The 23,265-nt window shown below is 62.1% G+C and carries 24 protein-coding genes; 23 read left to right on the top strand and 1 reads right to left on the bottom strand.

Annotation, left to right across the window (positions count from 1 at the left end; translation table 11 throughout):
• Window positions 1-79: 79 nt before the first annotated feature.
• From LBW87_RS09450 to LBW87_RS09360, 19 genes are all read left to right on the top strand, one after another.
• Window positions 80-877, top strand: coding sequence for a DeoR/GlpR family DNA-binding transcription regulator (locus LBW87_RS09450; RefSeq protein WP_225201191.1), 798 nt, complete (start codon window positions 80-82; stop codon window positions 875-877).
• Window positions 874-1,971, top strand: coding sequence for an ABC transporter ATP-binding protein (locus tag LBW87_RS09445; protein WP_225201190.1), 1,098 nt, complete (start codon window positions 874-876; stop codon window positions 1,969-1,971). The genes LBW87_RS09450 and LBW87_RS09445 overlap by 4 nt, the downstream gene beginning before the upstream one ends.
• Before the next feature lie 27 nt (window positions 1,972-1,998).
• A complete protein-coding gene (locus LBW87_RS09440; RefSeq protein ID WP_225201189.1) occupies window positions 1,999-3,261 on the top strand; it encodes an ABC transporter substrate-binding protein in 1,263 nt (420 codons plus the stop codon).
• Window position 3,262: 1 nt separating this feature from the next.
• A complete protein-coding gene (locus LBW87_RS09435; RefSeq protein WP_225201188.1) occupies window positions 3,263-4,174 on the top strand; it encodes a carbohydrate ABC transporter permease in 912 nt (303 codons plus the stop codon).
• Window positions 4,175-4,178: 4 nt separating this feature from the next.
• Window positions 4,179-5,051 carry a carbohydrate ABC transporter permease gene (locus LBW87_RS09430; protein ID WP_413927632.1) on the top strand — a complete coding sequence of 291 codons (873 nt, stop codon included), beginning with the start codon at window positions 4,179-4,181 and terminating at the stop codon, window positions 5,049-5,051.
• 42 nt (window positions 5,052-5,093) lie between these two features.
• The gene (locus LBW87_RS09425) at window positions 5,094-5,882 is read left to right on the top strand and encodes a phosphodiesterase (RefSeq protein ID WP_225201187.1); all 789 of its coding nucleotides are present in this window, start codon (window positions 5,094-5,096) and stop codon (window positions 5,880-5,882) included.
• A 59-nt stretch (window positions 5,883-5,941) separates the two neighbouring features.
• Complete coding sequence (locus tag LBW87_RS09420) at window positions 5,942-6,826, top strand: dienelactone hydrolase family protein (protein ID WP_225201186.1); 885 nt, start codon at window positions 5,942-5,944, stop codon at window positions 6,824-6,826.
• A 292-nt stretch (window positions 6,827-7,118) separates the two neighbouring features.
• Window positions 7,119-7,328: a hypothetical protein gene (locus tag LBW87_RS09415; protein WP_225201185.1), complete on the top strand. Its 210-nt coding sequence runs from the start codon at window positions 7,119-7,121 to the stop codon at window positions 7,326-7,328.
• 47 nt (window positions 7,329-7,375) lie between these two features.
• On the top strand, window positions 7,376-8,380 hold the full coding sequence (locus tag LBW87_RS09410) for an ABC transporter substrate-binding protein (protein ID WP_225201184.1): 1,005 nt from the start codon (window positions 7,376-7,378) through the stop codon (window positions 8,378-8,380).
• Window positions 8,381-8,508: 128 nt separating this feature from the next.
• Window positions 8,509-9,540: an aromatic ring-hydroxylating oxygenase subunit alpha gene (locus LBW87_RS09405; protein ID WP_225201183.1), complete on the top strand. Its 1,032-nt coding sequence runs from the start codon at window positions 8,509-8,511 to the stop codon at window positions 9,538-9,540.
• A 17-nt stretch (window positions 9,541-9,557) separates the two neighbouring features.
• Window positions 9,558-10,415, top strand: a complete 858-nt coding sequence (locus LBW87_RS09400; protein WP_225201182.1) for an ABC transporter ATP-binding protein — start codon at window positions 9,558-9,560, stop codon at window positions 10,413-10,415.
• A complete protein-coding gene (locus tag LBW87_RS09395) occupies window positions 10,399-11,202 on the top strand; it encodes an ABC transporter permease (protein ID WP_225201181.1) in 804 nt (267 codons plus the stop codon). Before LBW87_RS09400 ends, LBW87_RS09395 begins: the two co-directional genes overlap by 17 nt.
• Entirely contained in the window at window positions 11,199-12,614 is a 1,416-nt protein-coding gene (locus LBW87_RS09390) for an amidohydrolase family protein (protein ID WP_225201180.1), read from the top strand. The genes LBW87_RS09395 and LBW87_RS09390 overlap by 4 nt, the downstream gene beginning before the upstream one ends.
• 92 nt (window positions 12,615-12,706) lie before the next feature.
• Window positions 12,707-13,468: a YqgE/AlgH family protein gene (locus LBW87_RS09385; RefSeq protein WP_225201179.1), complete on the top strand. Its 762-nt coding sequence runs from the start codon at window positions 12,707-12,709 to the stop codon at window positions 13,466-13,468.
• A gap of 7 nt (window positions 13,469-13,475) precedes the next feature.
• Window positions 13,476-13,862 (top strand): Holliday junction resolvase RuvX, encoded by a 387-nt coding sequence (gene ruvX, locus LBW87_RS09380; RefSeq protein ID WP_225201178.1) that lies wholly within the window; start codon window positions 13,476-13,478, stop codon window positions 13,860-13,862.
• Entirely contained in the window at window positions 13,859-14,380 is a 522-nt protein-coding gene (gene pyrR / locus LBW87_RS09375) for a bifunctional pyr operon transcriptional regulator/uracil phosphoribosyltransferase PyrR (protein WP_225201177.1), read from the top strand. The genes ruvX and pyrR overlap by 4 nt, the downstream gene beginning before the upstream one ends.
• On the top strand, window positions 14,373-15,332 hold the full coding sequence (locus tag LBW87_RS09370) for an aspartate carbamoyltransferase catalytic subunit (RefSeq protein WP_225201176.1): 960 nt from the start codon (window positions 14,373-14,375) through the stop codon (window positions 15,330-15,332). Before pyrR ends, LBW87_RS09370 begins: the two co-directional genes overlap by 8 nt.
• A gap of 20 nt (window positions 15,333-15,352) precedes the next feature.
• A complete protein-coding gene (locus LBW87_RS09365; RefSeq protein ID WP_225201175.1) occupies window positions 15,353-16,639 on the top strand; it encodes a dihydroorotase in 1,287 nt (428 codons plus the stop codon).
• Between the two features lie 10 nt (window positions 16,640-16,649).
• Window positions 16,650-17,450 carry a lysophospholipid acyltransferase family protein gene (locus LBW87_RS09360; protein ID WP_225201174.1) on the top strand — a complete coding sequence of 267 codons (801 nt, stop codon included), beginning with the start codon at window positions 16,650-16,652 and terminating at the stop codon, window positions 17,448-17,450.
• Here the strand turns inward: LBW87_RS09360 and LBW87_RS09355 are convergent.
• Window positions 17,380-18,198: a symmetrical bis(5'-nucleosyl)-tetraphosphatase gene (locus LBW87_RS09355; RefSeq protein ID WP_225201173.1), complete on the bottom strand. Its 819-nt coding sequence runs from the start codon at window positions 18,196-18,198 to the stop codon at window positions 17,380-17,382. The genes LBW87_RS09360 and LBW87_RS09355 overlap by 71 nt on opposite strands.
• A gap of 298 nt (window positions 18,199-18,496) precedes the next feature.
• Between LBW87_RS09355 and LBW87_RS09350 the strand changes: the two genes are divergently transcribed.
• From LBW87_RS09350 to LBW87_RS09335, 4 genes are all read left to right on the top strand, one after another.
• Window positions 18,497-19,363 carry a hypothetical protein gene (locus LBW87_RS09350; RefSeq protein ID WP_225201172.1) on the top strand — a complete coding sequence of 289 codons (867 nt, stop codon included), beginning with the start codon at window positions 18,497-18,499 and terminating at the stop codon, window positions 19,361-19,363.
• Between the two features lie 72 nt (window positions 19,364-19,435).
• The gene (locus LBW87_RS09345; protein ID WP_225201416.1) at window positions 19,436-20,719 is read left to right on the top strand and encodes a nucleotide sugar dehydrogenase; all 1,284 of its coding nucleotides are present in this window, start codon (window positions 19,436-19,438) and stop codon (window positions 20,717-20,719) included.
• A gap of 8 nt (window positions 20,720-20,727) precedes the next feature.
• A complete protein-coding gene (locus LBW87_RS09340) occupies window positions 20,728-21,768 on the top strand; it encodes an NAD-dependent epimerase/dehydratase family protein (RefSeq protein ID WP_320442723.1) in 1,041 nt (346 codons plus the stop codon).
• A gap of 28 nt (window positions 21,769-21,796) precedes the next feature.
• Entirely contained in the window at window positions 21,797-23,221 is a 1,425-nt protein-coding gene (locus LBW87_RS09335; RefSeq protein ID WP_225201171.1) for a hypothetical protein, read from the top strand.
• The last annotated feature ends 44 nt before the right edge of the window (window positions 23,222-23,265 follow it).

The raw sequence follows: 23,265 nt of genomic DNA, 5'->3' as shown, positions 1-23,265 counted from the left end.
AGCGGGTGTGAACGGTCATTTGGCGGTAACAATCGATCGATATCCTCCGGGTCACTTTCATTCGAATCCGTTGGTGACCATGTCGGGCAAACCTCCTGCCAAGCCTGTGGCGTTGCGCCACAACGAAATCGTCGCGCTGTTTCGCCAGCATGGCTTCATGACCATGGAGCGCCTGGCCGAGCACTTCGCGGTCACCCCGCAGACCATCCGGCGCGATATCAATGCCCTGTGCGACGCCGATATCCTGCGCCGGCGGCATGGCGGCGCAGAGATGATCCAGGCTACCCGCAATCAGCCCTACGAGACGCGCCGGGTCAACAACCTGGCGCAGAAGGCCGACATCGGCGCCGCCGTCGCGCGCCTGATCCCCAATGGCAGCAGCGTGTTGATCGGCATCGGCACCACGCCCGAACAGGTGGCGCTGGCGCTGTCGGAACATGATCACCTGACGGTGGTGACCAATAACCTGCGGGCCGCATTGGCGTTGTCGACCAACCAGAACAACCAGGTCATCGTGCCGGGTGGCACGCTGCGTTTTCCCAATCCCGAGATACTGGGCGCCGACGCCGACAAGCTGTTTCGCAGCTTCCGTGCCGACTATGGCATCTGCGGCGTGGGCGGGGTGGATGCCGACGGCACGCTGCTCGACTTCGATCGCATGGAATCCAGTTCGCGTCTGGCATTGCGCGAAAGCTGCCGGACCCAGGTGCTGGTGACCGATCACTCCAAGTTCGGCCGTACCGTGCCGGTGCGTGGCGGTCACCTGTCGGACGCCGCCATCGTCGTCACCGACCTGCCGCTGGCGCCGCATCTGGCCGCCATGCTGGACGGCAAGACCGAAGTGGTGGTCACTTCACGCCAGGAGCAGGCAGCATGAGCGCGATTGCCTTGCGCCTGCGGGGCGTGTCCAAGTCGTGGCAGGCCAACCAGGTCATCAAGCCGCTCGACCTCGATATCGAACGTGGCCAGCTGGTGGCGTTGCTGGGGCCATCCGGTTGCGGCAAGTCGACCTTGCTGCGCCTGATCGCGGGGCTGGAAGCGCCCGACAGTGGCAGCGTCGACATCCATGGGCGCGACATGACGGCAGCCGCGCCCGGTGCGCGCGGGCTGTCGATGGTGTTCCAGTCATACGCCTTGTTTCCGCACCTGAACGTGGCCGACAACATCTGCTTCGGCCTGCAGGTGCGCGGCATGCCGGCCAGCGAACGCAGCAGCCGTCTGCGCGAGGCGCTGGCATTGACCAACCTGCAGGGGCTGGAGCTGCGCCGGCCGGGCCAGCTGTCGGGCGGCCAGCGGCAGCGGGTGGCGTTGGCGCGCGCCGTGGTGGCGGGGCATTCGATCTGCCTGATGGATGAGCCGCTATCGAACCTCGACGCCAAGTTGCGCCACACGGTGCGCCATGAAATCCGCGCCTTGCAGCAGCGTCTGGGCATGACGGTGGTGTATGTCACGCACGACCAGACCGAAGCCATGGGCATGGCCGACAAGATCGTGCTGATGCAGGGCGGGAGCATCGTGCAGAGCGGCACGCCCACCGAGCTGTACGAGCGCCCGGCCAATGCCTTCGCCGCCGGTTTCATCGGCAGCCCGCCGATGATGCTGATGCCTGCCTCGGCCTTGCCGCAGGCACTGCGGGGCGGCTGTGAGCCGGGCAGCGCCACCCTGGTGGGCGTGCGTCCGGAGCACCTGCATTTGCGTCCGCTGACCAATGGCGCGCTGGCCGGCCTGGTGACCGGCGTCGAGTTCCAGGGCGCCGAGTCGTATGTCTACCTGTCGCTGTCCGCGCTCTCGGTGCGCACCGAGAGCGAACCGGTGATCGTGCGCGTCGCCGGTAAGACCACGCTCCAGCCTGGCGAGCGGGTCGGCCTGTGCTGGGACGGCGCCGATGCCCATTACTTCGACAGCGCCGACGGCCGTCGCCTGGCGATTGCGCCCAGGAGCGCACCGGTACCGCTGGCCGTGGTGCGCTGATTCTCCATTTTTCACGAAAGGATTCCCATGCTGAACCGTTTCCTGCGCAAGACCGCGCTGGCCATTTCACTGTTTTCCGCCAGCGCGGCGCATGCCGCCACCGAGCTGACCATGTATTACCCGATTGCGGTGGGCGGCCCGCTGACGACCGTCATGGATGGCTTGATCGGCGAATTCGAAAAGGGGCACCCCGAGATCAAGGTCAAGGCCGTGTATTCCGGCAACTACGACGAAACCCGGGTGCGCGCGCTGTCGGCGTTGAAGGGCGGCCAGCCGGCGCAACTGTCGGTGCTGGGCGCGCTCGATACCTATGACCTGATCGACCAGGGCCTGATCGAGCCTTTCGATACCCTGGCCACCACGCCGGCCGACCGCGCCTGGCTGCAAGGCTTCTATCCCGGCCTGATGGCCAACGGCACCATCGGCGGCCACGTATGGGGCATTCCTTTCCAGCGCTCGACGCTGGTGATGTTCTACAACAAGGACATGTTCCGCGCCGCCGGCCTGAACCCCGATGCGCCGCCCAGGACCTGGAAGGAAATGGTCGCCGCCGCCACTCGCCTGAGCGGCAACGGCAAGTACGGGTTGATGATTCCCTCCACCGGCTATCCGTACTGGATGTTCCAGGCGTTCGCGATCCAGAACGGTGTGGAGCTGATGAACAAGGAAGGCACCCAGGTCAGCTTCAACAGCCCGGCCGCGATCGAGGCGCTGGAATTCTGGCGCGCACTGGCGGCGACGCATAAGGTGATGCCTGCCGGCGCCATCGAGTGGGGCACCTTGCGCCAGGCCTTCGTGCAGGGGCAGACCGCCATGATGTGGCACACCACCGGCAATCTCACCGCCGTCAGGCAAGAGGCCAAGTTCGATTTCGGCGTGGCCATGCTGCCGGCCAACAAGCAACCCGGCTCGCCCGTGGGCGGCGGCAATTTCTATCTGTTCAAGGGCGCCACTGCGGCCCAGAAGACCGCTTCGCTGACCTTCGTGCGCTGGATGACGGCGCCTGAGCGCGCCGCCCGCTGGTCGATTGCAACCGGCTACGTTGGCACCAGCCCGGCCGCCTACGACACCGCTGCCCTGCGCGACTACACCAAGACCTTCCCGCAGGCGCTGGTGGCGCGCGACCAGCTGGCGGTGGCGGTCCCCGAGTTTTCCACCGAGCAGACCGCGCGCGTGCGTGAGGTCTTGTCCAACGCGATCCAGGCCGCGCTGACCGGCACCAAGACGCCCAAGCAGGCGATGGACGAGGCCCAGGCCGCGGCCGAACGCCTGTTGAAACCCTATCGCTGACATGCGTTTGTCCTCCACGTCGCTCACGCCGGCAGCGCTCACCCGGCGCGCCCACACCCTGCTTGCCTGGGGCTTGCTCAGCCCGGCCATGGTGCTGCTGACCCTGTTTGCGTTCTGGCCCATGGCCGCCACCTTCTGGGCCAGCCTGAACACCCGGGCCACCGCGCGCCGGCCCAGCGTGTTCGCCGGCATCGACAACTATCGCGCGCTGCTGGACGATCCGGTGTTCTGGCAGGTGGCCGGCAACAACTTGCTGTACGCCGCCGTGACCGTGCCGCTGTCGATCGCCCTGGCGCTGGCGATGGCCTTGTGGGCCAACGGGCGTATCGGCGGGCGCTCGCTGGTGCGCACGGCGTTCTTCACGCCCACCATGTTGCCGATGATTGCGGCGGCCAACCTGTGGTTGTTCTTCTATACCCCGGGGTTGGGTCTGCTCGACCATCTCGCGGCGCTGTTCGGCATCGGCCCCACCAACTGGCTGGGGCAGCCGGGCACGGCGTTGTGGGCGGTGATGGCGGTGACGGTGTGGAAGGAGTCCGGTTTCTTCATGCTGTTCTACCTGGCGGCGCTGCAGGCGATCCCGCCCGAGTTGCGCGAAGCCTCGCAACTGGAGGGCGCCAGCCGCTGGGCTTACACCCGTCGCGTGGTGCTGCCGCTGTTGATGCCGACCACTTTGTTCGTGCTGGTCAATGCGCTGATCAACTCGGTGCGCCTGATCGACCATCTCTTCATTCTCACCAAGGGCGGTCCGGACAATGCCTCCAAGCTGATCCTGTACTGGATCTGGGAAATGGCCTTCGCCTATCTCGACCAGGCCAGCGCTGCCGTCATGACGGTATTGGCCATCGCCGTGCTGGGCGTCATCGCCGCCGTGCAACTGCTGGTGTTCGACCGTCGCATCCATTACCGCTAAGACCATGATGACCAAACCTGCTGCGATCCTGCAGCCTGTCGAAAGCGCGCCCGCCAGCACCGAGTCCGGCCAGCGCCTGGCCTGGCTGCTCGACACCGGCTGCGCCTGGCTGCTGGCCGCGGCCTGGGTGGCGCCACTGTTGTTTGCGTTGTGGGCGGCGTTTCACGATTCGCATGCGGCCTTGTCCTTCGACTGGCGTGCGCCGCTGGTGCTGGATAATTTTCGCTACGCCTGGGCCGCTGCGCCCTGGCTGAATTATTTCTTCAATACCTTTTGCCTGGCCACGCTGATCCTGGTCGGCCAGTTCGCGCTGTGTACGCTGGCCGGGTTTGCCTTCGCGCGTTTCGAGTTCGTCGGCAAGCAGGTCGTGTTCATGCTGGTGCTGCTGCAGTTGTTCGTGCTGCCCGAGATCCTGATCGTCGAGAACTACGCGATGGTGGGGCGCCTGGGCCTGCTCGACAGCACGCTGGGGATGGCCTTGCCCTACATGGCCAGCGCCTTCGGCATCTTCCTGTTGCGCCAGAGTTTCATGCAGATTCCGCGCGAGCTGGAAGAAGCGGCCCGCATCGAGGGCTGCGGCTGGTTCGGCGTGTTGCGGCGGGTCTACGTGCCGGCCGCGCGCCCGACTTACCTGGCCTATGCGCTGGTGTCGGTGGCGACCCACTGGAATAACTTCCTGTGGCCATTGATCGTGACCAATTCGCCGTCGACGCGTCCGCTGACGGTGGGGCTGTCGCTGTTTGCAGCGCCCGAAAGCGGCGTCAACATCGCCGTCATCAGCGCCGCCACGCTGATGACGGTGGCGCCCCTGCTGCTGGCCTTCCTGGTGTTCCAGCGGCAGTTCGTGCAGGCGTTCCTGCGCGCCGGCATCCGCTAAACCTTTTTCCATTCCCCGATTTCAATTCCTGATCGCACACCCATGAAAGTCATCCAAGTTTCCGACATCCACCTGGTGCCGGACGGCAACCTGCTGTTCGGCGAAGATCCGGTGCAGCGCTTTCGCCAATGCATCGACCACATCAATACCCATCATGCCGATGCCGAACTGGTGGTCATCACCGGTGACCTGACCCACGACGGCGACGAGCCATCCTACCGCCTGCTGGCCGATTGCCTGCAGGCCCTGAAGCTGCCGGTGCAACTGTTGCTGGGCAATCATGACGAGCGCGAGGTGTTTCGCCGCGTCTTCCCGCAGGCGCCGGTCGACGACAACGGCTTCGTCCAGCACCACCACGACAGCGGCCAGGCGCGGCTGATCTTTCTCGACACCAAGCATCCCGGCACCCACGAAGGGCGCCTGTGCGAGCAGCGCCTGGCCTGGCTGGACCAACAGTTGCAGGCCGCGCAGGGGCGTCACGCCTACCTGTTTTCGCATCACCCGCCGTTCGAGCTCGACCTGCCCTCGATGGACTGGATCCGCCTGCGCGAAGAGGCCGACCTGCGCGCCCTGGTGCGCAAGCACGGCAATGTGCGGCACATGTTCTCGGGTCACGTGCATCGCCCGTCCGGCGGCAGCTGGTATGGCACCCCGTTCTCGACGGTGCCGGGCACCAATCACCAGCATGCGCTGGACTTTACCCTCACCGGGCCGGCCACCACCTCGATGGAACCGCCCGCCTATGCGGTGCTGAGCCTGCGCGAGCAGGGGGTGGTGGTGCACTACCACGCGTTCATGGACCAGTCGCGCCTGTACCCCTACTACGGCTGATCTGTTTGCAGGTAGACTCCGGCGTGGGAACCCTTCCATCAACCCTTGGAGAACCGCTGATGAACGACTTTCGCAATGACATCGACAGCCTGCTGGGACAAAGCAAGCTGCCGGATACCGCCGATCGCCGCACCTTTCTCAAGACTGCACTGGGCACCGGTTTTGCCGCCGCCGTGCTGCCGGTCTGCGCCCAGACGATGATCAAGACCGACACCGCGGGCCTGACCGCCGGTGAAGTCGCCATCACCGTCAACGGCCAGCGCGTGCCCGCCTACCGCGCCCAGCCCGAAGGCAAGACCCACCTGCCGGTGATCATCGTGGTGTCCGAGATCTTCGGCGTGCACGAGCACATCGCCGACATCGCGCGCCGTTTCGCCAAGTTGGGCTACCTGGCGATCGCGCCGGATTTCTTCGTGCGCCAGGGCAATCCGCAGTCTTACACCTCGATTGCCGAGCTGCAGAAGGAAATCATCAGCAAGGTGCCCGATGAGCAGGTGCTGGGCGACCTCGATGCCTATGTCAAATGGGCCGGCGAGAATGGCGGCGACACCAGCCGCCTGGGCATCAACGGTTTCTGCTGGGGCGGCCGCGTGGTGTGGCTCTACAGCGCTCACAACCCCAAGGTCAAGGCCGGTGCTGCCTGGTATGGTCGCCTGGTGGGCGACAAGACCGCGCTGGCGCCGCAGCAGCCGATCGACATTGCCGCCACCCTGAAGACGCCCGTCATCGGCCTCTATGGCGGCAAGGACCAGGGCATCCCGGTCTCCACCGTCGAGCAGATGAAGGAAGCCTTGCAGAAGGCCGGCAACAAGTCGGAATTCCACGTCTACGCCAATTCCGGCCACGCCTTCAATGCTGACTATCGCCCCAGCTATGTCGAGGCCGACGCCAAGGATGCCTGGACCAAGGTGCTGGCTTTCTTCAAGCAGCACGGCGTGGCTTGAGGCCAGCCTCTTATTGGTGCGCATCCGATGCAGATCAAGGCGGCGCGCACCAATTTATGCGGGCAAGTGGTGCAAGGGACGGAGCTTTCCGTCCCTTTTTCATTGGTGATCGGCAAAAACGCCTGGCTACACCGGGCGGATCCGGCGCATCCCGGGTTGGCACGTCGTTTGCTAGCAAATGATGTGAGTAGAAGCGGCTAGCAGTCGGTAGCACTTACCGTCCTGCGGGGCATTGCTCGTGACGCCATCGGCACACGCCGATGGTCCTGATCGTTCGCCAGGACACGAGACCATGTACATTGCCCGCGCGCCTTCGCCTTCGCTGTCATTCCTGCCGCCTGCGCGGGCTTTCCCGTTTCCTGATGCATCAAGCCATGCCCATCTGCGGTCGGGGCGGGTGCGTTCCTGTTTTCTGTACAACACATCTCAACTGCGTGACCAATACCTGATTGCGCTCATGCCCGCCGTCGACCGCACCCGCTCGCTGGCGCCCGATTGCTGATGTCTCGATTTGTCGATGCAAGTTCAACCCACCTGGAGAGGAAGGCCATGAAAAAGCAAGCGATGCAAAAACGGACATTCATGCGGCATATCGCCGCCCTGGCACTAGGCGCCGCCGCCTGGCAGATGGCCGGCATGGCCCATGCCGAAGACAAGGTCACCCTGCTGTCGAACTGGTATGCCCAGGCCGAGCATGGCGGCTTCTACCAGGCCGTGGCCAAGGGCATCTACAAGAAGTACGGCATGGACGTGACCATCAAGATGGGCGGCCCGCAGGTCAACAACATGCAGATCCTGGTAGCCGGGCAGGCCGATTTCAGCATGGGCTATGACTTCACGGTCATGAAGGGCATCGAGCAGGGCTTGCCGCTGGTCACCGTGGGCGCTTCCTTCCAGTCCGATCTGCAAGGAATGATGACGCATGACGACGTCGCCAGCCTGGGCGGCCTGAAGAACAAGACCATCCTGGTGGCAGGTTCGGGCCAGTCGAGCTGGTGGCCTTGGCTCAAGTCCAAGTATGGCTACACCGATGCGCAATCCCGGGCCTACACCTTCAACCTGCAGCCCTTCTTCGCCGACCCCGGCATCGCGCAGCAGGCCTATCCCTCGTCGGAGCTGTTCCAGGCCGACAAGGCGGGCGTGAAGAGCAAGTTCTTCCTGTTCGCCAGCGAAGGCTATCCGCCCTATGGCACCACCATCATCACCTTGCAGAAGACGGTGGCCACCAGGCCCGATCTGGTGCAGCGTTTCGTCAGGGCCACCGCCGAAGGCTGGAAAAGCTACCTGGAAGACCCGGCGCCGGCCAACGCGCTCATCAAGCAGGACAACAAGAACATGAGCGACGAACAACTGGCCTATGCATTGGGCAAGCTCAAGGAGTTGAAGGTGGTCACCGGCGGCGATGCCGCCAGGCTGGGCATCGGCGTGATGACCGACGAGCGCTGGAAACAGACCTATGACGTCATGGTGGCCACCGGCCTGCTCAAGGCCGGCACCGATTATCGCAAGGCCTACACCACCCAGTTCGTCAAGGACATGAAGGTCATGCCCTGAACCTGGCAGCTCGTGGTCAACCTGGTTTTTCGGTTTTCGTTTTTTCCGGCGAAGGCGACCGTGTTGGCACGCCGGCCGGATCGCCGTGGATCCATCTGGTTCGCGGCCCATGCACAAGGAGTAGCAGCATGCTGGTGACCCAACAAAGAGTGTTGCGCAAGTTCTGGTACGCGCTCATGCCCATCTCGCAACTGACGGCGGGCCCGCAACCGTTCACGTTGCTGGGCGAGAAGCTGGTGCTCTGGTTGAAACAGGACGGCAGTCCCGCCGCCTTGGAGGATCGCTGCTGCCATCGCACGGCCAGGTTGTCCAAGGGGTTCGTGGAGAACGGCAATATCGTCTGCGGCTATCACGGCTGGACCTACAACGGCGCAGGCGCCTGCGTGCGCGTGCCGCAAAACCTCGATGGCGCGGTACCCTCGGGCGCTTGCGTGAAGGCCTATCACTGCAAGGAGCGCTATGGCTACGTCTGGGTGGCGCTGGAAGATCCGCTGCGTGAGATTCCGGATTTCCCGGAAGATGGCGCGCCCGGCTATCGCCGCATCTTCCAGTTCTACGAGCGCTGGGATACCAGCGCGCTGCGCATGATGGAAAATTCCTTCGACAACTCCCACTTCAGCTACGTGCACCGTGCCACCTTCGGCCTGTACGACCAGCCCAAGCCGGAGAAGTACGAGATCGAGGAAACCGACTACGGCTTCGAGGCCGAGACCCGCGTGCCGATCAAGAACGTGCCGGCCAGCCACCGCGTCACCGGCAGTACCGCCGACACCACGGTGCGCCACATGTTCAACCGCTGGTACCTGCCTTTCGTGCGCCGCTTCGGTTGCACCTATCCGGAGACCGGGCGCCACCACATCATCTACAACTGCGCCACGCCCATTGATGATGGCGCCATCATGCTGTCGCAATGGCTGTACCGCAACGATACCGAAGAAGAGTGTCCCGAGGCCGAGCTGATCGCCTGGGATGCGCCCATCCTGGTGGAAGACCGGGAGATCCTCGAAGCCACCGACCCCGATGCCTGCATCGACGTGCGACGCCGCCAGGAATTTCACATGGCGTCCGACCGACCCGGCCTCATGATGCGCCGCATGCTGCTGCAATTGCTGCAAGAGCACGGCGAATCCGAAGTGTTCCGCATCCATCCCGCTGCATGAACCTACCAGGAGATTCCATGGACAGAGACGATCACGCCATGTCGCATGCCGCGGCGTGGGAGCAGGAGCGGGCCGCGCCGGCCGCGGCGCCGGTGCTGTCGGCGCAGCGGGTGGAAAAGACCTACCGCAACGGCACCCGGGCGCTGGACGAGGTCAGGCTGGATATCGGCCGGGGTGAGTTCGTCTCGTTGCTGGGGCCGTCGGGTTGCGGCAAGAGCACCTTGCTGAAGATGTTCGCCGGGCTGGAAGAGCCGTCCCATGGGCAACTGCGCTGGTGGGGCGGCAACCTGGCAACGGTCGGCACGCCCGAGCGCACGCTGGCCATGGTGTTCCAGGAAGCCACGCTGATGCCGTGGGCGACGGTCGAGCAAAATGCGCGGCTGCCGCTGGACTTGCGCCACGTGCCGCGCACGCAGTCCGATGCGCGGGTGGCCGCAGCCCTGAAGCTGGTCGGCCTGGAAAAATTCCGCCAGGTGCTGCCGCGTGAGCTCTCGGGTGGCATGCAGATGCGCGCCTCGATTGCACGTGCGCTGGCGACCTCGCCCAACCTGTTGCTCATGGATGAGCCCTTCGGCGCCCTGGATGAATTCACCCGCAACAGGCTCGACGCCGACCTGCGCGACATCTGGAGCAAGCACGACCTGACCGTGGTGTTCGTCACCCACAGCATCTACGAGGCAGTGTTCCTGTCTTCGCGGGTGATTGTGATGGCGGCGCGCCCGGGACGGGTGATCGCCGATGTGGCCATCGATGCACCGGGCCCGCGCGACGAGGCCTTCCGCATCTCGGCGCCGTTCATGCAGCACTGCAAGACGCTGTCGGATTACCTGACGCTGGCTAACCAGCAGGGAGGCGATCATGAAGCCGAACACTGAGCCGCTCGTCAACCGTCCCGGCTTCTGGCGCGTCGTGGCGCCGCTGGCCATCGGCATCACGCTGATAGTGATGTGGCAGATCGTGTGCACGTGGCTGCAAGTGCCGTCCTATCTGGTGCCCACGCCGGCGGTGATCGCCAGGACCCTGCTGGCGGACTGGGGCATGCTGCTCGATTCACTGCTGGTGACGCTGAAGATCACTTTCCTGGCCTTCGCACTGGCAGTGATCCTGGGGGTGGCGATTGCATTCGTGTTCGTGCAGAGCCGTTTCATCGAGGTGAGCCTGTTTCCCTATGCGATCATCCTGCAGGTCACGCCCATCGTGGCCATTGCGCCGCTGATCATCATCTGGGTCAAGGACACGACGGCGGCGCTGACGGTGTGCGCCACCATCATGGCGCTGTTCCCCATCATCTCCAACACCACGCTGGGGCTGCGTAGCGTCAATCCGGGCTTGCTGAACCTGTTCCGGTTGAACAAGGCCTCGCGCTGGCAGACCCTCAAGCGCTTGCGCATTCCCAGCGCCTTGCCTTATTTTTTCGCCGGCTTGCGCATTTCCAGCGGACTGGCGCTGATCGGGGCGGTGGTGGCCGAGTTCGTGGCCGGCACCGGCGGCACTGGCTCGGGACTGGCCTACCAGATCCTGCAGGCCGGTTTCCAGCTGAACATCCCGCGCCTGTTCGCGGCCCTGCTGCTGATCACGCTGAGCGGCATCCTGCTGTTCTGGCTGATGAGTGCGCTCTCGCGGGTCATGCTGGCCAGCTGGCATGAAAGCGAGATGACATGAATACCTTCCTGATCAGGAACCTGCAAGCCATCATGACGGGCTTGCCCGGCGCGCAGGCGCGCCATGCCGGCCCGGACATCCGTGTGCAGGATGGCGTGATTGCCGCCATCGGCCAGCTCGCCGCGCTGCCGGGCGAGGAGGTGGTCGACGCCAGCGATTGCGTGGCGTATCCGGCCTGGGTCAATACCCATCATCACCTGTTCCAGTCGCTATTGAAGGGCGATCCGCTGGGCATCAACGCCACGCTCACGCCCTGGCTGGCGGCTACGCCCTATCGTTATCGCGCCAGATTCGATGCCGAGCTGTTCCGCCTGGCGGCGCGCATCGGCATGGTGGAACTGCTGCGTTCCGGCTGCGGCACGATTGCTGATCATAACTACCTGTACTACCCCGGCATGCCCTTCGATACCTCAGAGATCCTGTTCGAGGAGGCCGGGCGCCTGGGTCTGCGCTTTGTGCTGTGCCGGGGCACGGCCACCCGCACCCGGCAGCTCGAAGCCGAGTTGCCGAGCGCCTTGCGGCCGGAGACGCTGGAGGGCTTCCTCACCGACATGGAGCGACTGACCAAGCGTTTCCATGACCCTTCTGCGGCCTCGATGCGGCGGGTGGTGATGGCGCCGACCACGCCGCTGTATTCTGCCGCGCCCGAGGAGCTGCGCGAGATCGCCATCGCCGGCCGGGAGCTGGGCTTGCGCCTGCACAGCCATCTCTCCGAAACCGTGGGTTACCAGGACAGCGCCCAGGCCCTGCACGGCTGCAGCCCGGTGGAATTCTGCGAAAGCATCGGTTGGCTGGGACCGGACGTGTGGTTCGCGCATCTGGTCAAGCTCGACCCGCAAGAAATCCGTCTGCTGGGCCAGACCGGCACCGGCATTGCGCATTGCCCGCAGAGCAATGGCCGGCTGGGCAGCGGCATCGCGCCGATCCGGGCATTGGAGGCGGCCGGGGTAGCGGTGTCCATCGGCGTCGATGGCGCGGCCTCCAACGAGGCCGCCGACATGATCTCGGAAACCCATGCCGCCTGGCTGATGCAGCGTGCCCGGCGCGGCCAGGAAGCCACCCCGACCTGGCGCGGCGGCAGATTCGAGGGCGGCGCCGATGAGGCCACGGTGGAAGACGTGGTGCGCTGGGGCACGACCGGTGGCGCCCGCGTACTGGGAATGGCGGCGCTGGATGGCCTGCAGGTTGGCCAGCAGGCTGACATCGCCTTATACCGTCTGGATGATCCGCGTTACTTCGGCCTGCATGATCCGGCCATTGGCCCGGTGGTCTCGGGTGGCCGGCCTTTCCTGAAGGCAATGTGGGTCGGCGGACGCGCCGTGGTGCGCGAGGATGCGATTGCCGGCGTGGACCTGGCCGAGCTTGGCGCGCAGGCCCGGCAGGCGGTGAAAAGCATGCTTTCAGGCAACTGATGGTGCCGCCGGGCTGGCGGCCGGCAGCCGGCACGGGGCGCGCTTGGCCGGGATCCACATGGGATCCCGGCCAAAACTGCTAAAATGCCGGGATGATCAAGAGACGTAACGCGCCCTTCCATCCGCTGGCCGAAGATTCGGACGAATCCTCGCCTTCCTTCAGCGGTATCGATCCTTTTCGCCGCGGCAGAACGCGCCGCGCCGCAGCCAGTGCTGCTGGTCCCGGTGGCGACGACGCCCCGGCCGATGCTGATGGCGTCGACCAGAAGCCCCTTGAGCTGGACCTGACCAACCATTTCCTGATTGCCATGCCGTCGATGCTCGACCCGATCTTCGGCGGCACCGTGGTGTACCTGTGCGAGCACAACCACAACGGCGCCCTCGGGGTGGTGATCAACAAGGCCACGGACATGACCATGGACGTGCTGCTGGAACGCATCAACCTGACCCTCGAGATCCGCCCCGATACGCCAGAGGCGATGCCCGGCGTCTATCGTCGCCCGGTGATGTTCGGCGGCCCGGTGCAGGTCGAGCGCGGTTTCGTGCTGCATTCGACGGCCAACAGTTTTTCGTCGACGCTGCAGGTCACCGACGAGATCGCCCTGACCACCTCCAAGGATGTGCTGGAAGCGGTGGCGCAAGGCGACGGCCCGGAGCGGGTGCTGGTCACGCTGGGTTGTTCGGGCTGGAGCCCGGGCCAGCTCGAGCAGGAGCTGGGTCGCAACGGCTGGCTGACGGTCAAGGCCGATCCCGCCATCATCTTCGAATTGCCGGTGGAGCAGCGCTTCACCGCCGCGCTGGCCTTGCTGGGGATCGACCCGGTGATGCTGTCTGGCGACGCCGGACGCGCCTGAGGCTGCCGTGGGAACCCTGCTTGCCTTCGACTTCGGACTCAAGCGCATCGGCGTGGCCGTGGGCAACACCGTGCTGCGCCAGGCGCAGCCGCTGGTGGTGATCGCTGAGGCCACCAACGACGGCAAGTTCGCCGCGATCACGCGCCTGATGGCCGAATGGCAGCCGCAGCAATGCGTGGTCGGGCTGCCGTTGCATCCGGACGGCGCCGAGCACGAGATGAGCGTGCGCTGCCGCCGCTTCGCCAACCAGTTGCATGGGCGCTTCGGGGTCGAGGTCACGCTGGTCGACGAGCGCTATTCATCGGCGGTGCTGAACGCCCAGCGCGGCGAGTTGATCGACGACCGCGCTGCCGCCATCATTTTGCAGCAATACTTTGACGACGCACATTCATGAGCACAATACATAACGATGCTTCTGCGCTGGACGCCGAAGCGCTGTACCAGCAACTGGCGCAGCAGGTCAGGGCCGGCTTGAAGGACGCCACCGAAGTGGCACTGGTGGGCATCCATTCGGGTGGCGCCTGGCTGGCCGAGCGGCTGGCCGCCGAACTCGGGCTGGCGTCGCGCCTGGGGTTCATCGACGTCTCGTTCTACCGCGACGACTTCTCCGAGAAGGGCCTGCGCCCCGACGTCAAGCCGAGCCAGATCCCGTTCGCCGTCGAAGGCGCCACCATCGTCCTGATCGACGACGTGCTCTATACCGGTCGCACCACGCGCGCGGCCATCAACGAACTGTTCGACTACGGTCGTCCGGCGCGCATCCTGCTGGCCGCGCTGGTGGACCGGGGCGGGCGCGAATTGCCGGTGGCTGCCGACTTCCTGGCCGCCACGGTACAGCTGGAAAGCCAGCAATCCCTGCATCTGCAACGCGCCGACGACGGCCGATTTTCCCTGACGGTGGTCCATGCTTAATCCACAACTGAACAAGAACGGCGAACTGCAGCACCTGCTGACCATCGAAGGCTTGCCGCGCGCCATCCTGACCCACATCCTCGACACCGCTTCGTCGTTCGTCAGCATTGGCGACCGCGAGGTCAAGAAGGTGCCGCTGATGCGCGGCAAGAGCGTGTTCAACCTGTTCTTCGAGAACTCCACGCGCACCCGCACCACCTTCGAGATCGCTTCCAAGCGCCTGTCGGCCGACGTGATCAACCTCAACATCCAGGCCTCCAGCACCAGCAAGGGCGAGTCGCTGCTCGACACCATCGACAACCTGGCCGCGATGCACGCCGACATGTTCGTGGTCCGTCACGCGCAATCGGGTGCGCCGTTCTTCATCGCCAAGCACCTGATCGACACCAAGCAGTCGCACGTGCACGTGGTCAATGCCGGCGACGGTCGCCACGCGCACCCGACCCAGGGGCTGCTGGACATGTACACCATCCGGCACTACAAGAAAGACTTTTCCAACCTGCGGGTGGCCATCGTCGGCGACATCCTGCACAGCCGCGTGGCGCGCTCCGACATTCATGCGCTGACCACGCTGGGCGTGCCCGAAGTGCGCGCCATCGGGCCGCGCACGCTGTTGCCGAGCGGCCTGGAGCAGATGGGCGTGCGGGTCTTCCACAACATGGAAGAAGGTCTCAAGGACGTCGACGTCATCATCATGCTGCGCCTGCAGAACGAACGCATGAGCGGGGCCTTGCTGCCGTCGGCGCAAGAATTCTTCAAGAGCTATGGCTTGACGCCCGAACGCCTGGCGCTGGCCAAGCCTGACGCCATCGTGATGCACCCTGGCCCGATGAACCGCGGCGTCGAGATCGACTCGGCCGTGGCCGACGGCGCCCAGGCGGTGATCTTGCCGCAGGTGACTTTCGGCATCGCGGTGCGCATGGCGGTGATGGGTATCGTGGCGGGCAACTGACTAAAGAAAAAAGCGAACTGATGAAACTGCATATCAAGAACGGACGCCTGATCGACCCCGCCAACGGCATCGATGCGCAACAGGACGTGTACGTGGCGGCCGGCAAGATCGTCGGCATCGGCCAGGCGCCAGCCGACTTCACGGCCAACAAGACCATCGACGCCACCGGCCTGGTGGTCGCTCCCGGCCTGGTCGACCTGTCGGCGCGGCTGCGCGAGCCCGGTTACGAATACAAGGCCACGCTCGAATCCGAGATGCAGGCCGCCATCCAGGGTGGCGTCACCAGCCTGGTGTGCCCGCCCGACACCGATCCGGTGCTGGACGAGCCGGGACTGGTCGAAATGCTCAAGCACCGTGCCCGCTCGCTCAACCAGGCTCACGTCTATCCGCTGGGCGCCTTGACGGCCGGCCTGAAGGGCCTGGCGCTGACCGAAATGGCCGAGCTGACCGAGGCCGGCTGTATCGGGTTTTCGCAGGCTGACGAACCGATCCTCGACACCACGGTGCTGATGTCGGCGCTGCAGTATGCCAAGACCTTCAACTACACCGTCTGGCTGCGTCCGCAAGACCCGCACCTGGGGCGTCATGGCATTGCCCATGCCGGGCCGGCCGCTTCGCGCCTGGGGTTGTCGGGCGTGCCGGTGATGTCCGAGACCATCGCCCTCTATACCTTGTTCGAATTGATGCGCGCCACCGGCGCCCGGGTTCACCTGTGCCGGATGTCGTCGGCGGCCGGTCTGGAGCTGGTGCGCCAGGCCAAGAGCGAAGGCTTGCCGGTGACCTGCGACGTCGGCGCCCATCACATCCACCTGTGCGATCTGGATATCGGTTTCTTCGATTCGAACGCCCGCATGACGCCGCCGCTGCGCTCGCAGCGCGATCGTGAAGCGATTCGCAGTGCGCTGCTCGACGGCACCGTCGATGCGGTCTGCTCCGACCATACGCCAGTGGACGACGACGAGAAGCTGCTGCCCTTCGGCGAAGCCTCACCGGGCGCCACCGGTCTCGAACTGCTGCTGTCGCTGTCGCTGAAGTGGGCGCTCGAATCCGACAGCCAGGGCAAGGATGTGCTGTCCAAGGCAATTGCCAAGATCACGCATCGGGCCGCCAAGGTCGCCGGGCTCAAGGCCGGTAATCTGGCCGTGGGCAGCGTGGCCGACCTGTGCCTGTTCGACGCCAATGCGGTTTGGGTGGTCGAGGGCTCGGCGCTGGCCAGCCAGGGCAAGCACACCCCGTTCCTGGGTTATGAATTGCCGGGCGTGGTCAAGGCCACCATCGTTTCGGGTCACATCGCTTTCGAGCGTTGAACCGGTTGATATGCTTGCATTTCGCGCGCTGCGACTGACGTTGCATCTGTTTCAGGGCATGGCGATCTGCGCCGTGCTGTTTCCCTTCACTGGCGCCGCTGGGCGCGAGGCGCATGTACGGCGCTGGTCGCGCAAGCTGCTGCGCATCTGCGGCATCGCCCTGAAGATCGACAGCCCGGCGCCGATCCCGCGGTCGTTGCTGGTGTCGAACCACATCAGCTGGCTCGACATCTTCGTGGTCAATTCGCTCAAGCCGTGCCGCTTCGTGGCCAAGTCCGACATCCGCAGCTGGCCGCTGGTGGGTTGGCTGTGCGCCAAGACCGGTACCATCTTCATCTCGCGCGGCAAAGCGAGCGATGTGCGACGCATCTTCAAGGGCTTAGTCGAGAGCATCGAGCGCGGCGAGCATGTGGCATTTTTTCCGGAAGGCACCACCGCGCCGCAAGGCACGTTGCTGCCGTTTCACGCCAACTTGTTCGAAGCGGCCATCGATGCCAAGGCGCCGGTGCAGCCGTATGCGCTGCGCTACGTGGACCGCGACGGCCGACTGCATCCGGCGGCCAATTTCATCGGCGAGATGACGATTGTCGAGAGCATCCTGGCGATCCTGAGGTCGCGCGGCATGACTGCCGAACTGACCCAGTTGCCGCTGATTTCCACCGATGGCATGCATCGGCGCGAACTGGCGTTGTTGTCGCGGGCGGCGATTGCCGGCGGCCTGGGTTATGCGCTTGAAGAAATCAGCCCGGTTTCTGCGCCTGCGGGCAATCCACCTGGAACAACGCCCGATCTGACAGCCGCACCGCAGTAAGCTTGCCACCCCAGACGCAACCGGTGTCGAGCGCCATCAGGTTAGGGCGCAGCATCAGTCCCAGGGTCGACCAGTGGCCGAAGACTACGGTGGTGTCGGCAGTGCGGCGCCCGGGAACGTCGAACCACGGCATCAAGCCTTCCGGCGCGCCGGCTGCGCCTTCCTTTACCTTGAAGTCCATGACGCCATCGGCGTCGCAGAAACGCAGCCGCGTGAAGGCATTGATGATGCAGCGCAAGCGGTCATGGCCTTGTAGCTCATCACTCCAGCGATCCGGTTGGTTGCCATACATGTGGGTCAGGAAATCGACCCAGCCATCGCTGCGCAGCATGTCCTGCACCTCGCCGGCCAGCGCCATCGCCTGGGCCGCGTCCCATTGAGGGAGCACGCCGGCGTGCACCACCAGATGACCTTCGTGGAAGATCGCCAGCGGCAGGCGACGCAGCCAGTCGATCAGTTCGTCGCGGTCAGGCGCATCCAGGATCTCGTGCAGGGTGTCGTCCTTGTGCAGTGGCCGAATGCCCTGTGATACGGCCAGCAGGTGCAGGTCGTGATTGCCCAGCACCGCCTGGGCTCGGTCGCCCATGGCCATGACCGCGCGCAGTGTTTGCAGGGATTGAGGGCCGCGGTTGATGAGGTCGCCGGCGAAGATGAGCTTTTTTTCGACCACGGACGTGTCGATCAGCTTCAGCAGTTGTTGAAGTTGCGCCCCGCAGCCTTGCAGGTCGCCGATGGCAATTGAGGTCATGTGGGAGTGCCGCGTGGCAAGAATTGAAACACTTGCTGGTTGAAGAAAATTATCAAAGCAACAATTTACTTTTGCTTAATGAAAGCGCTAGGTTAAGGCGGAAATCGGCGAGCATGCAAAAATTTGGTCGAGGTTCTTGTCAGGCAAGATGAGAAAGGGGTTTCTATTGGTAAAATAGCCCTTTACAACGTTTTAATATGAATATTTCCGTAGGTTTTTAGGGTAATGCTTGAAAATCTTCAATTATTACCGAGATGCTTAGTATAAAAAGACGGGCATAGGCAAAAGAAGGTTAACAATGGCAGAATTGAATTTTTCGGGAACTGGTGGGGACAAGGCGGGGCAGCAGATCGGAACGTCTGGGTTGGGTGATCTTGCAGTGGTGATAAAACGCCAATGGATATCGGTTTTCGTATGCATTGTGCTTGGCTTTGCAGTGGCGATGGCAGCCTATGTGGTAACTCCCGAAAAGTGGACCGCGTTTATTACCGTCAAAATAGGCAAAATTCCGCAGAAAGGCAAAGATGAAAACATGCTCATTGAGAGCGTGGATCAATTTGTAGCGCGAGTTGGCGGGCGAGAGTTTCAAGATCGTGTGCTGGGCCTGGCGAAGATTGAGGAAGGCGAACTGACTGGTGCGCAAGCGACGCTGTTTAGAAAATCTTTTCTGGCTAGCTCTCTAAGAAATTCTGATTTTGTGCAAATCAGTTTCTCGGCGAAATCCCAGGACTATGCCAAAACACTGGGCGCTGCGATTACGCAGAGCGTATTGAGTGACCATAAAATCCCGTTCGACGCGGTCAAGGCGCGGTTGAAAGCGCAACTCGACAGCATCGCGCACGAGGCTGCAATCGCCAACGACGCCAATTCACAAATGCAGTCCGAACTGAGCGGCGCGCGTAAGACTGGTGCTGAAAGCCATTCTCTGGCGAATGTGACGTTGACGAGTTTGCTTGTGAATAACATGAGGCTGCGCGAAAGTCTGCGTGCGACCCAAAGCGATCTCGAGCGTGATCTTTCCATCACAAATCTCTATGCCACCACGGTGACCGCGGTTCATATCGACGATGCTCCTTTTCCGAAGGCAATCACTTTTGCCGGAATCGGTATCATTTTTGGCTTGATCCTAGGCGTTTTGCTCGCAATGTTCAGGACTCGTACCTGATAGCTCAACCGGCATGGCGCCGTCGAGCTACCGAGCGGTTGGGTGCAAGGTTTAACCAAAAATATTTTATATATGCATAACAGATCAATTTCCGTTATCGGACTTGGCTACGTCGGTTTGCCGGTCGCGGTGGCATTTGGGCGCACTGCTCGCACCATCGGTTTTGATATCAACCAACATCGGCTGGCCGAACTGGTGAGTGGACATGACCGCACCAACGAAGTCACTTCCGATGATCTGGCAGCGGCCGATATCACTTTTACGGCGGACACTGCCGTGCTCGCTTCGGCAGATTTTCATATTGTCGCCGTACCGACGCCTGTGGATGAGGCGCACCAGCCGGATCTAACGCCTCTGGAGCGAGCTTCCGAGACCGTTGGCCGGGCGCTCAAGAAGGGGGATATCGTGGTGTATGAATCCACGGTCTATCCGGGGGCGACCGAAGAAGTGTGCGTGCCTATTCTTGAAACAATCTCGGGCCTCAAATGTGGCAGCGACTTTACGGTTGGCTACAGTCCTGAGCGTATCAATCCTGGTGACAAGGAACATACCTTCACCAAGATCACCAAGGTGGTATCCGGCCAGGATCAGGCAACGCTCGACGTCGTAGCTGCGGTTTATAGCTCGGTCGTGACGGCCGGCGTGCACAAGGCCGCTTCAATCAAGGTGGCAGAAGCGGCAAAAGTGATCGAGAACACACAACGCGATCTCAATATCGCGTTAATGAATGAGCTGGCCCTCATCTTCGACCGCATGGGCATCGATACCCTCGACGTGCTTAAGGCTGCGGGTACCAAATGGAATTTCCTCAATTTTAGGCCGGGCCTGGTTGGTGGGCATTGCATCGGTGTAGATCCGTATTACCTTACACACAAGGCCGAGATTCTCGGTTATATCCCGCAGGTGATTCTGTCCGGTCGGCGCATCAATGACGGAATGGCCAACTATGTCGCACAGCAGACGATCAAGCAATTGATCCTGAACAGTCATCTCGTTGCCAGCAGCACGGTGACGGTGCTTGGACTTACCTTCAAGGAAAATTGCCCGGACTTGCGCAATTCAAAGGTGATCGACGTGATCAAGGCGTTGCAGGAGTTCGGCATAACCGTGCAGGTTTGCGATCCCCATGCCGACCCGGAAGAAGCATTTCACGAATATGGTGTCACCCTGATTCCTCAGGCAGAACTGAAGCCGGCTGACGCACTGATCTTTACCGTTGCACATCAGGAATTTGCCGGGTGGGGCGCGGAAGAAGTGCGCTCGCTGCTAGGCGAGCGGCCGATCGTGGTCGACGTGAAGGGTATATGTGACGCGGCGGCGGTTACTGCCGCTGGTATCAAGTTTTGGCGTTTGTAATGGATAAGATGATGTCGAAGTATGCAGAAGTACAGGCCGCGCTCAGGGCTCAGCCAAAAATCTGGCTGGTCACCGGTGTGGCCGGCTTTATCGGTTCCAATTTGCTGGAGATGCTTCTCAAGCTCGACCAGCGCGTGGTCGGCCTGGATAATTTTTCCACCGGACATCAGCGCAATCTCGACGAGATCAAAGCGCTTGTCAGCCCGGCGCAGTGGGATCGGTTCAACATGATTCGTGGCGACATCTGTGATCTGGCCGACTGTGCCAAGGCTGTTGCTGGCGTCGACTACGTATTACATCAGGCTGCGCTGGGCAGTGTGCCGCGATCACTGGAAGACCCAATCCGTACGCACAATACCAACGCAAACGGCTTCTTGAACATGCTGGTGGCCAGCAGGGATGCAAAGGTGCAGCGGTTTGTTTATGCAGCATCAAGTTCGACTTACGGTGATCATCCTGGGTTGCCAAAGGTCGAAGATCGCATCGGCAAGACCCTCTCGCCATATGCCGTTACAAAATATCTCAATGAGATCTACGCCGATGTATTTGGCCGCTGCTATGGCGTGTCGGCTATCGGGTTGCGCTATTTCAATGTATTCGGTTCGCGCCAGGACCCGCAAGGTGGCTATGCCGCAGTGATTCCGAAGTGGTTTGGCGGGATGTTGAGTGGTGAAGAAATCTTCGTCAACGGTGATGGCGAGACAAGCCGCGATTTCTGCTACGTGGACAATGCCGTCCAGGCCAATATTCTGGCAGCCACGACGACCGATGAGGGTGCCGCCAATCAGGTATATAACGTCGCGGTAGGTGATCGCACGACCCTGAATCAGCTCTATGGTCACATTCGTACGCTGGTCCAGCGGGCGGGCGTCGACTCTGTACGCGAAAACCCCACGTATCGCGATTTTCGTCAGGGAGATGTCAAACATTCGCAGGCTGACATCAGCAAAGCTCGGCAACTCCTCGGTTATGCACCTACCCACACTGTGCTGCAGGGACTGGAAGTGGTCGCACCTTGGTATCGGCAATTTTTCGCATCGTTGAAGTAATGCTACCGCGCTCTGCAATGGGGGTTGTGTGCTAGCAGCAGCAACACAAGCGAACGGACTGGCAATGGAAAAAAAATATCGGGATATGGCGGCCGAGCTCGTCGTATTGTCGATGATCCTGGCGGCCGGCCTGACGTTATATCTGGCCGACCTCGACAAATCCACGGTGTTTCTGGTCTACCTTGGGTCGGTTGTCCTGGTGGCTGTACTCATCTTGTCGGTGTTCTACAACCTGATTTTTGCTGCCCGCTTATTTCTGCTGTTCTTGGTCGGCGCCTATCCGCTTGGCGTCAAGCTGCTCGGTGATAACCTTTATTTTTCGGTTTTTGAATTTACTACGCAGACGCTCAGCGTGACGACCACCATGTATGCCCTTAGCCTTGTTGCGGTGGTGGGGGCGTATCTTGGTTGGAAGGCCGGTACGGTCAGTGACAAGTCTTCAGGTCATGCGGGGAGAATTCTTCCCGCACTGGATGAATATTATTTTTGCGTATTTTGCCTGTCTGCGGTCTTTGCCACACTGACCGGATTTCTGATCATCAATTCGTCTACCGGCACTATCCTGGATTCGGCTTATGGTACGGGCACCGAAGGGTCTCCACTGATCGGTAGCGCAAGCGCGATGGGAGGCATTTCCCTGTCGATCATGTTCTATTGTGCCTTGATTGCCCGAAAGAAATCGTACTGGATCGTAATCGGCCTGGTGGCCTGCTATCTGTTGTTGTGGTGCCAGATCTTGCGCGGATTACGCCAGGATGTCGTCGGCGCGGCATTTTCATGCTTGGTTCTGTTTCTGATGTTCGAGTTGCGAAACGTGTCGATCAAGTTGAAATATTTCTTTTATGTCGTGCCATTGTTTTTGCTGCTTGAAGTTTGGGGCTTGGTAAGAAGCGGCTTAAGCCTGTTTCTAGCGGGACGGCTCAATGTAACCGAATTGCTGGACATGGGGCTGGGTAACGCCGCTATCCTGCCCGGTGTTGTCTATTCGGGCACGTTGGGGCCGATTGCCACCACATTCGCCAATGTAGTGGCCTTATTCGAACGGCACTCGGTTTCGCTGCTGTATGGCCAAGGCTATCTGGACTATATCCTGCGCACCCCGCCAGAGTTTCTGTATCCCGACCGCCCGAAAGACTTTGCGACGATGTTCGTAGACTATGGCTTGTCCAGTGGCGGTGGTTTTTTTGAACTTGCCGAGGCGTATCTGAATTTCGGGTTGATTGGGGTGTTTATTGCGCCGTTCGCGATCAGCTTCATCATCTCGGGCGTTTATTCTCGTGCAATACAGCGTCAAAACATTTTTTACGTTTTTGCACTGTCGTCCATCTTGTGTGTATGGCTACGGGGATCTTGGTACCAGACGTTCGCTTTTTACAAGTCCTTTGTGTCGGGACTGGTCTTGTATCTCATCATCCATTCGCTTGCACTGCTGTTGACCCGGCGACAACGGTAAGCCCAGAGTGAGTTTGCCAGGCGTGTCTGCTCGCGCGCCATGGT

The sequence above is a fragment of the Herbaspirillum sp. alder98 genome, assembly GCF_020179755.1.
Taxonomy (GTDB): domain Bacteria; phylum Pseudomonadota; class Gammaproteobacteria; order Burkholderiales; family Burkholderiaceae_D; genus Herbaspirillum.
Note: the sequence above shows the minus strand (reverse complement) of the source record. Positions and strands in the feature narration are given on the sequence as shown.

Coding starts and splice junctions, on each gene's coding strand:
- LBW87_RS09450 (WP_225201191.1), top strand. CDS start 80: ATGTCGGGCAAACCTCCTGCCAAGCCTGTGGCGTTGCGCCACAACGAA.
- LBW87_RS09445 (WP_225201190.1), top strand. CDS start 874: ATGAGCGCGATTGCCTTGCGCCTGCGGGGCGTGTCCAAGTCGTGGCAG.
- LBW87_RS09440 (WP_225201189.1), top strand. CDS start 1,999: ATGCTGAACCGTTTCCTGCGCAAGACCGCGCTGGCCATTTCACTGTTT.
- LBW87_RS09435 (WP_225201188.1), top strand. CDS start 3,263: ATGCGTTTGTCCTCCACGTCGCTCACGCCGGCAGCGCTCACCCGGCGC.
- LBW87_RS09430 (WP_413927632.1), top strand. CDS start 4,179: ATGATGACCAAACCTGCTGCGATCCTGCAGCCTGTCGAAAGCGCGCCC.
- LBW87_RS09425 (WP_225201187.1), top strand. CDS start 5,094: ATGAAAGTCATCCAAGTTTCCGACATCCACCTGGTGCCGGACGGCAAC.
- LBW87_RS09420 (WP_225201186.1), top strand. CDS start 5,942: ATGAACGACTTTCGCAATGACATCGACAGCCTGCTGGGACAAAGCAAG.
- LBW87_RS09415 (WP_225201185.1), top strand. CDS start 7,119: ATGTACATTGCCCGCGCGCCTTCGCCTTCGCTGTCATTCCTGCCGCCT.
- LBW87_RS09410 (WP_225201184.1), top strand. CDS start 7,376: ATGAAAAAGCAAGCGATGCAAAAACGGACATTCATGCGGCATATCGCC.
- LBW87_RS09405 (WP_225201183.1), top strand. CDS start 8,509: ATGCTGGTGACCCAACAAAGAGTGTTGCGCAAGTTCTGGTACGCGCTC.
- LBW87_RS09400 (WP_225201182.1), top strand. CDS start 9,558: ATGGACAGAGACGATCACGCCATGTCGCATGCCGCGGCGTGGGAGCAG.
- LBW87_RS09395 (WP_225201181.1), top strand. CDS start 10,399: ATGAAGCCGAACACTGAGCCGCTCGTCAACCGTCCCGGCTTCTGGCGC.
- LBW87_RS09390 (WP_225201180.1), top strand. CDS start 11,199: ATGAATACCTTCCTGATCAGGAACCTGCAAGCCATCATGACGGGCTTG.
- LBW87_RS09385 (WP_225201179.1), top strand. CDS start 12,707: ATGATCAAGAGACGTAACGCGCCCTTCCATCCGCTGGCCGAAGATTCG.
- pyrR (WP_225201177.1), top strand. CDS start 13,859: ATGAGCACAATACATAACGATGCTTCTGCGCTGGACGCCGAAGCGCTG.
- LBW87_RS09370 (WP_225201176.1), top strand. CDS start 14,373: ATGCTTAATCCACAACTGAACAAGAACGGCGAACTGCAGCACCTGCTG.
- LBW87_RS09365 (WP_225201175.1), top strand. CDS start 15,353: ATGAAACTGCATATCAAGAACGGACGCCTGATCGACCCCGCCAACGGC.
- LBW87_RS09360 (WP_225201174.1), top strand. CDS start 16,650: ATGCTTGCATTTCGCGCGCTGCGACTGACGTTGCATCTGTTTCAGGGC.
- LBW87_RS09355 (WP_225201173.1), bottom strand. CDS start 18,198: ATGACCTCAATTGCCATCGGCGACCTGCAAGGCTGCGGGGCGCAACTT.
- LBW87_RS09350 (WP_225201172.1), top strand. CDS start 18,497: ATGGCAGAATTGAATTTTTCGGGAACTGGTGGGGACAAGGCGGGGCAG.
- LBW87_RS09345 (WP_225201416.1), top strand. CDS start 19,436: ATGCATAACAGATCAATTTCCGTTATCGGACTTGGCTACGTCGGTTTG.
- LBW87_RS09340 (WP_320442723.1), top strand. CDS start 20,728: ATGATGTCGAAGTATGCAGAAGTACAGGCCGCGCTCAGGGCTCAGCCA.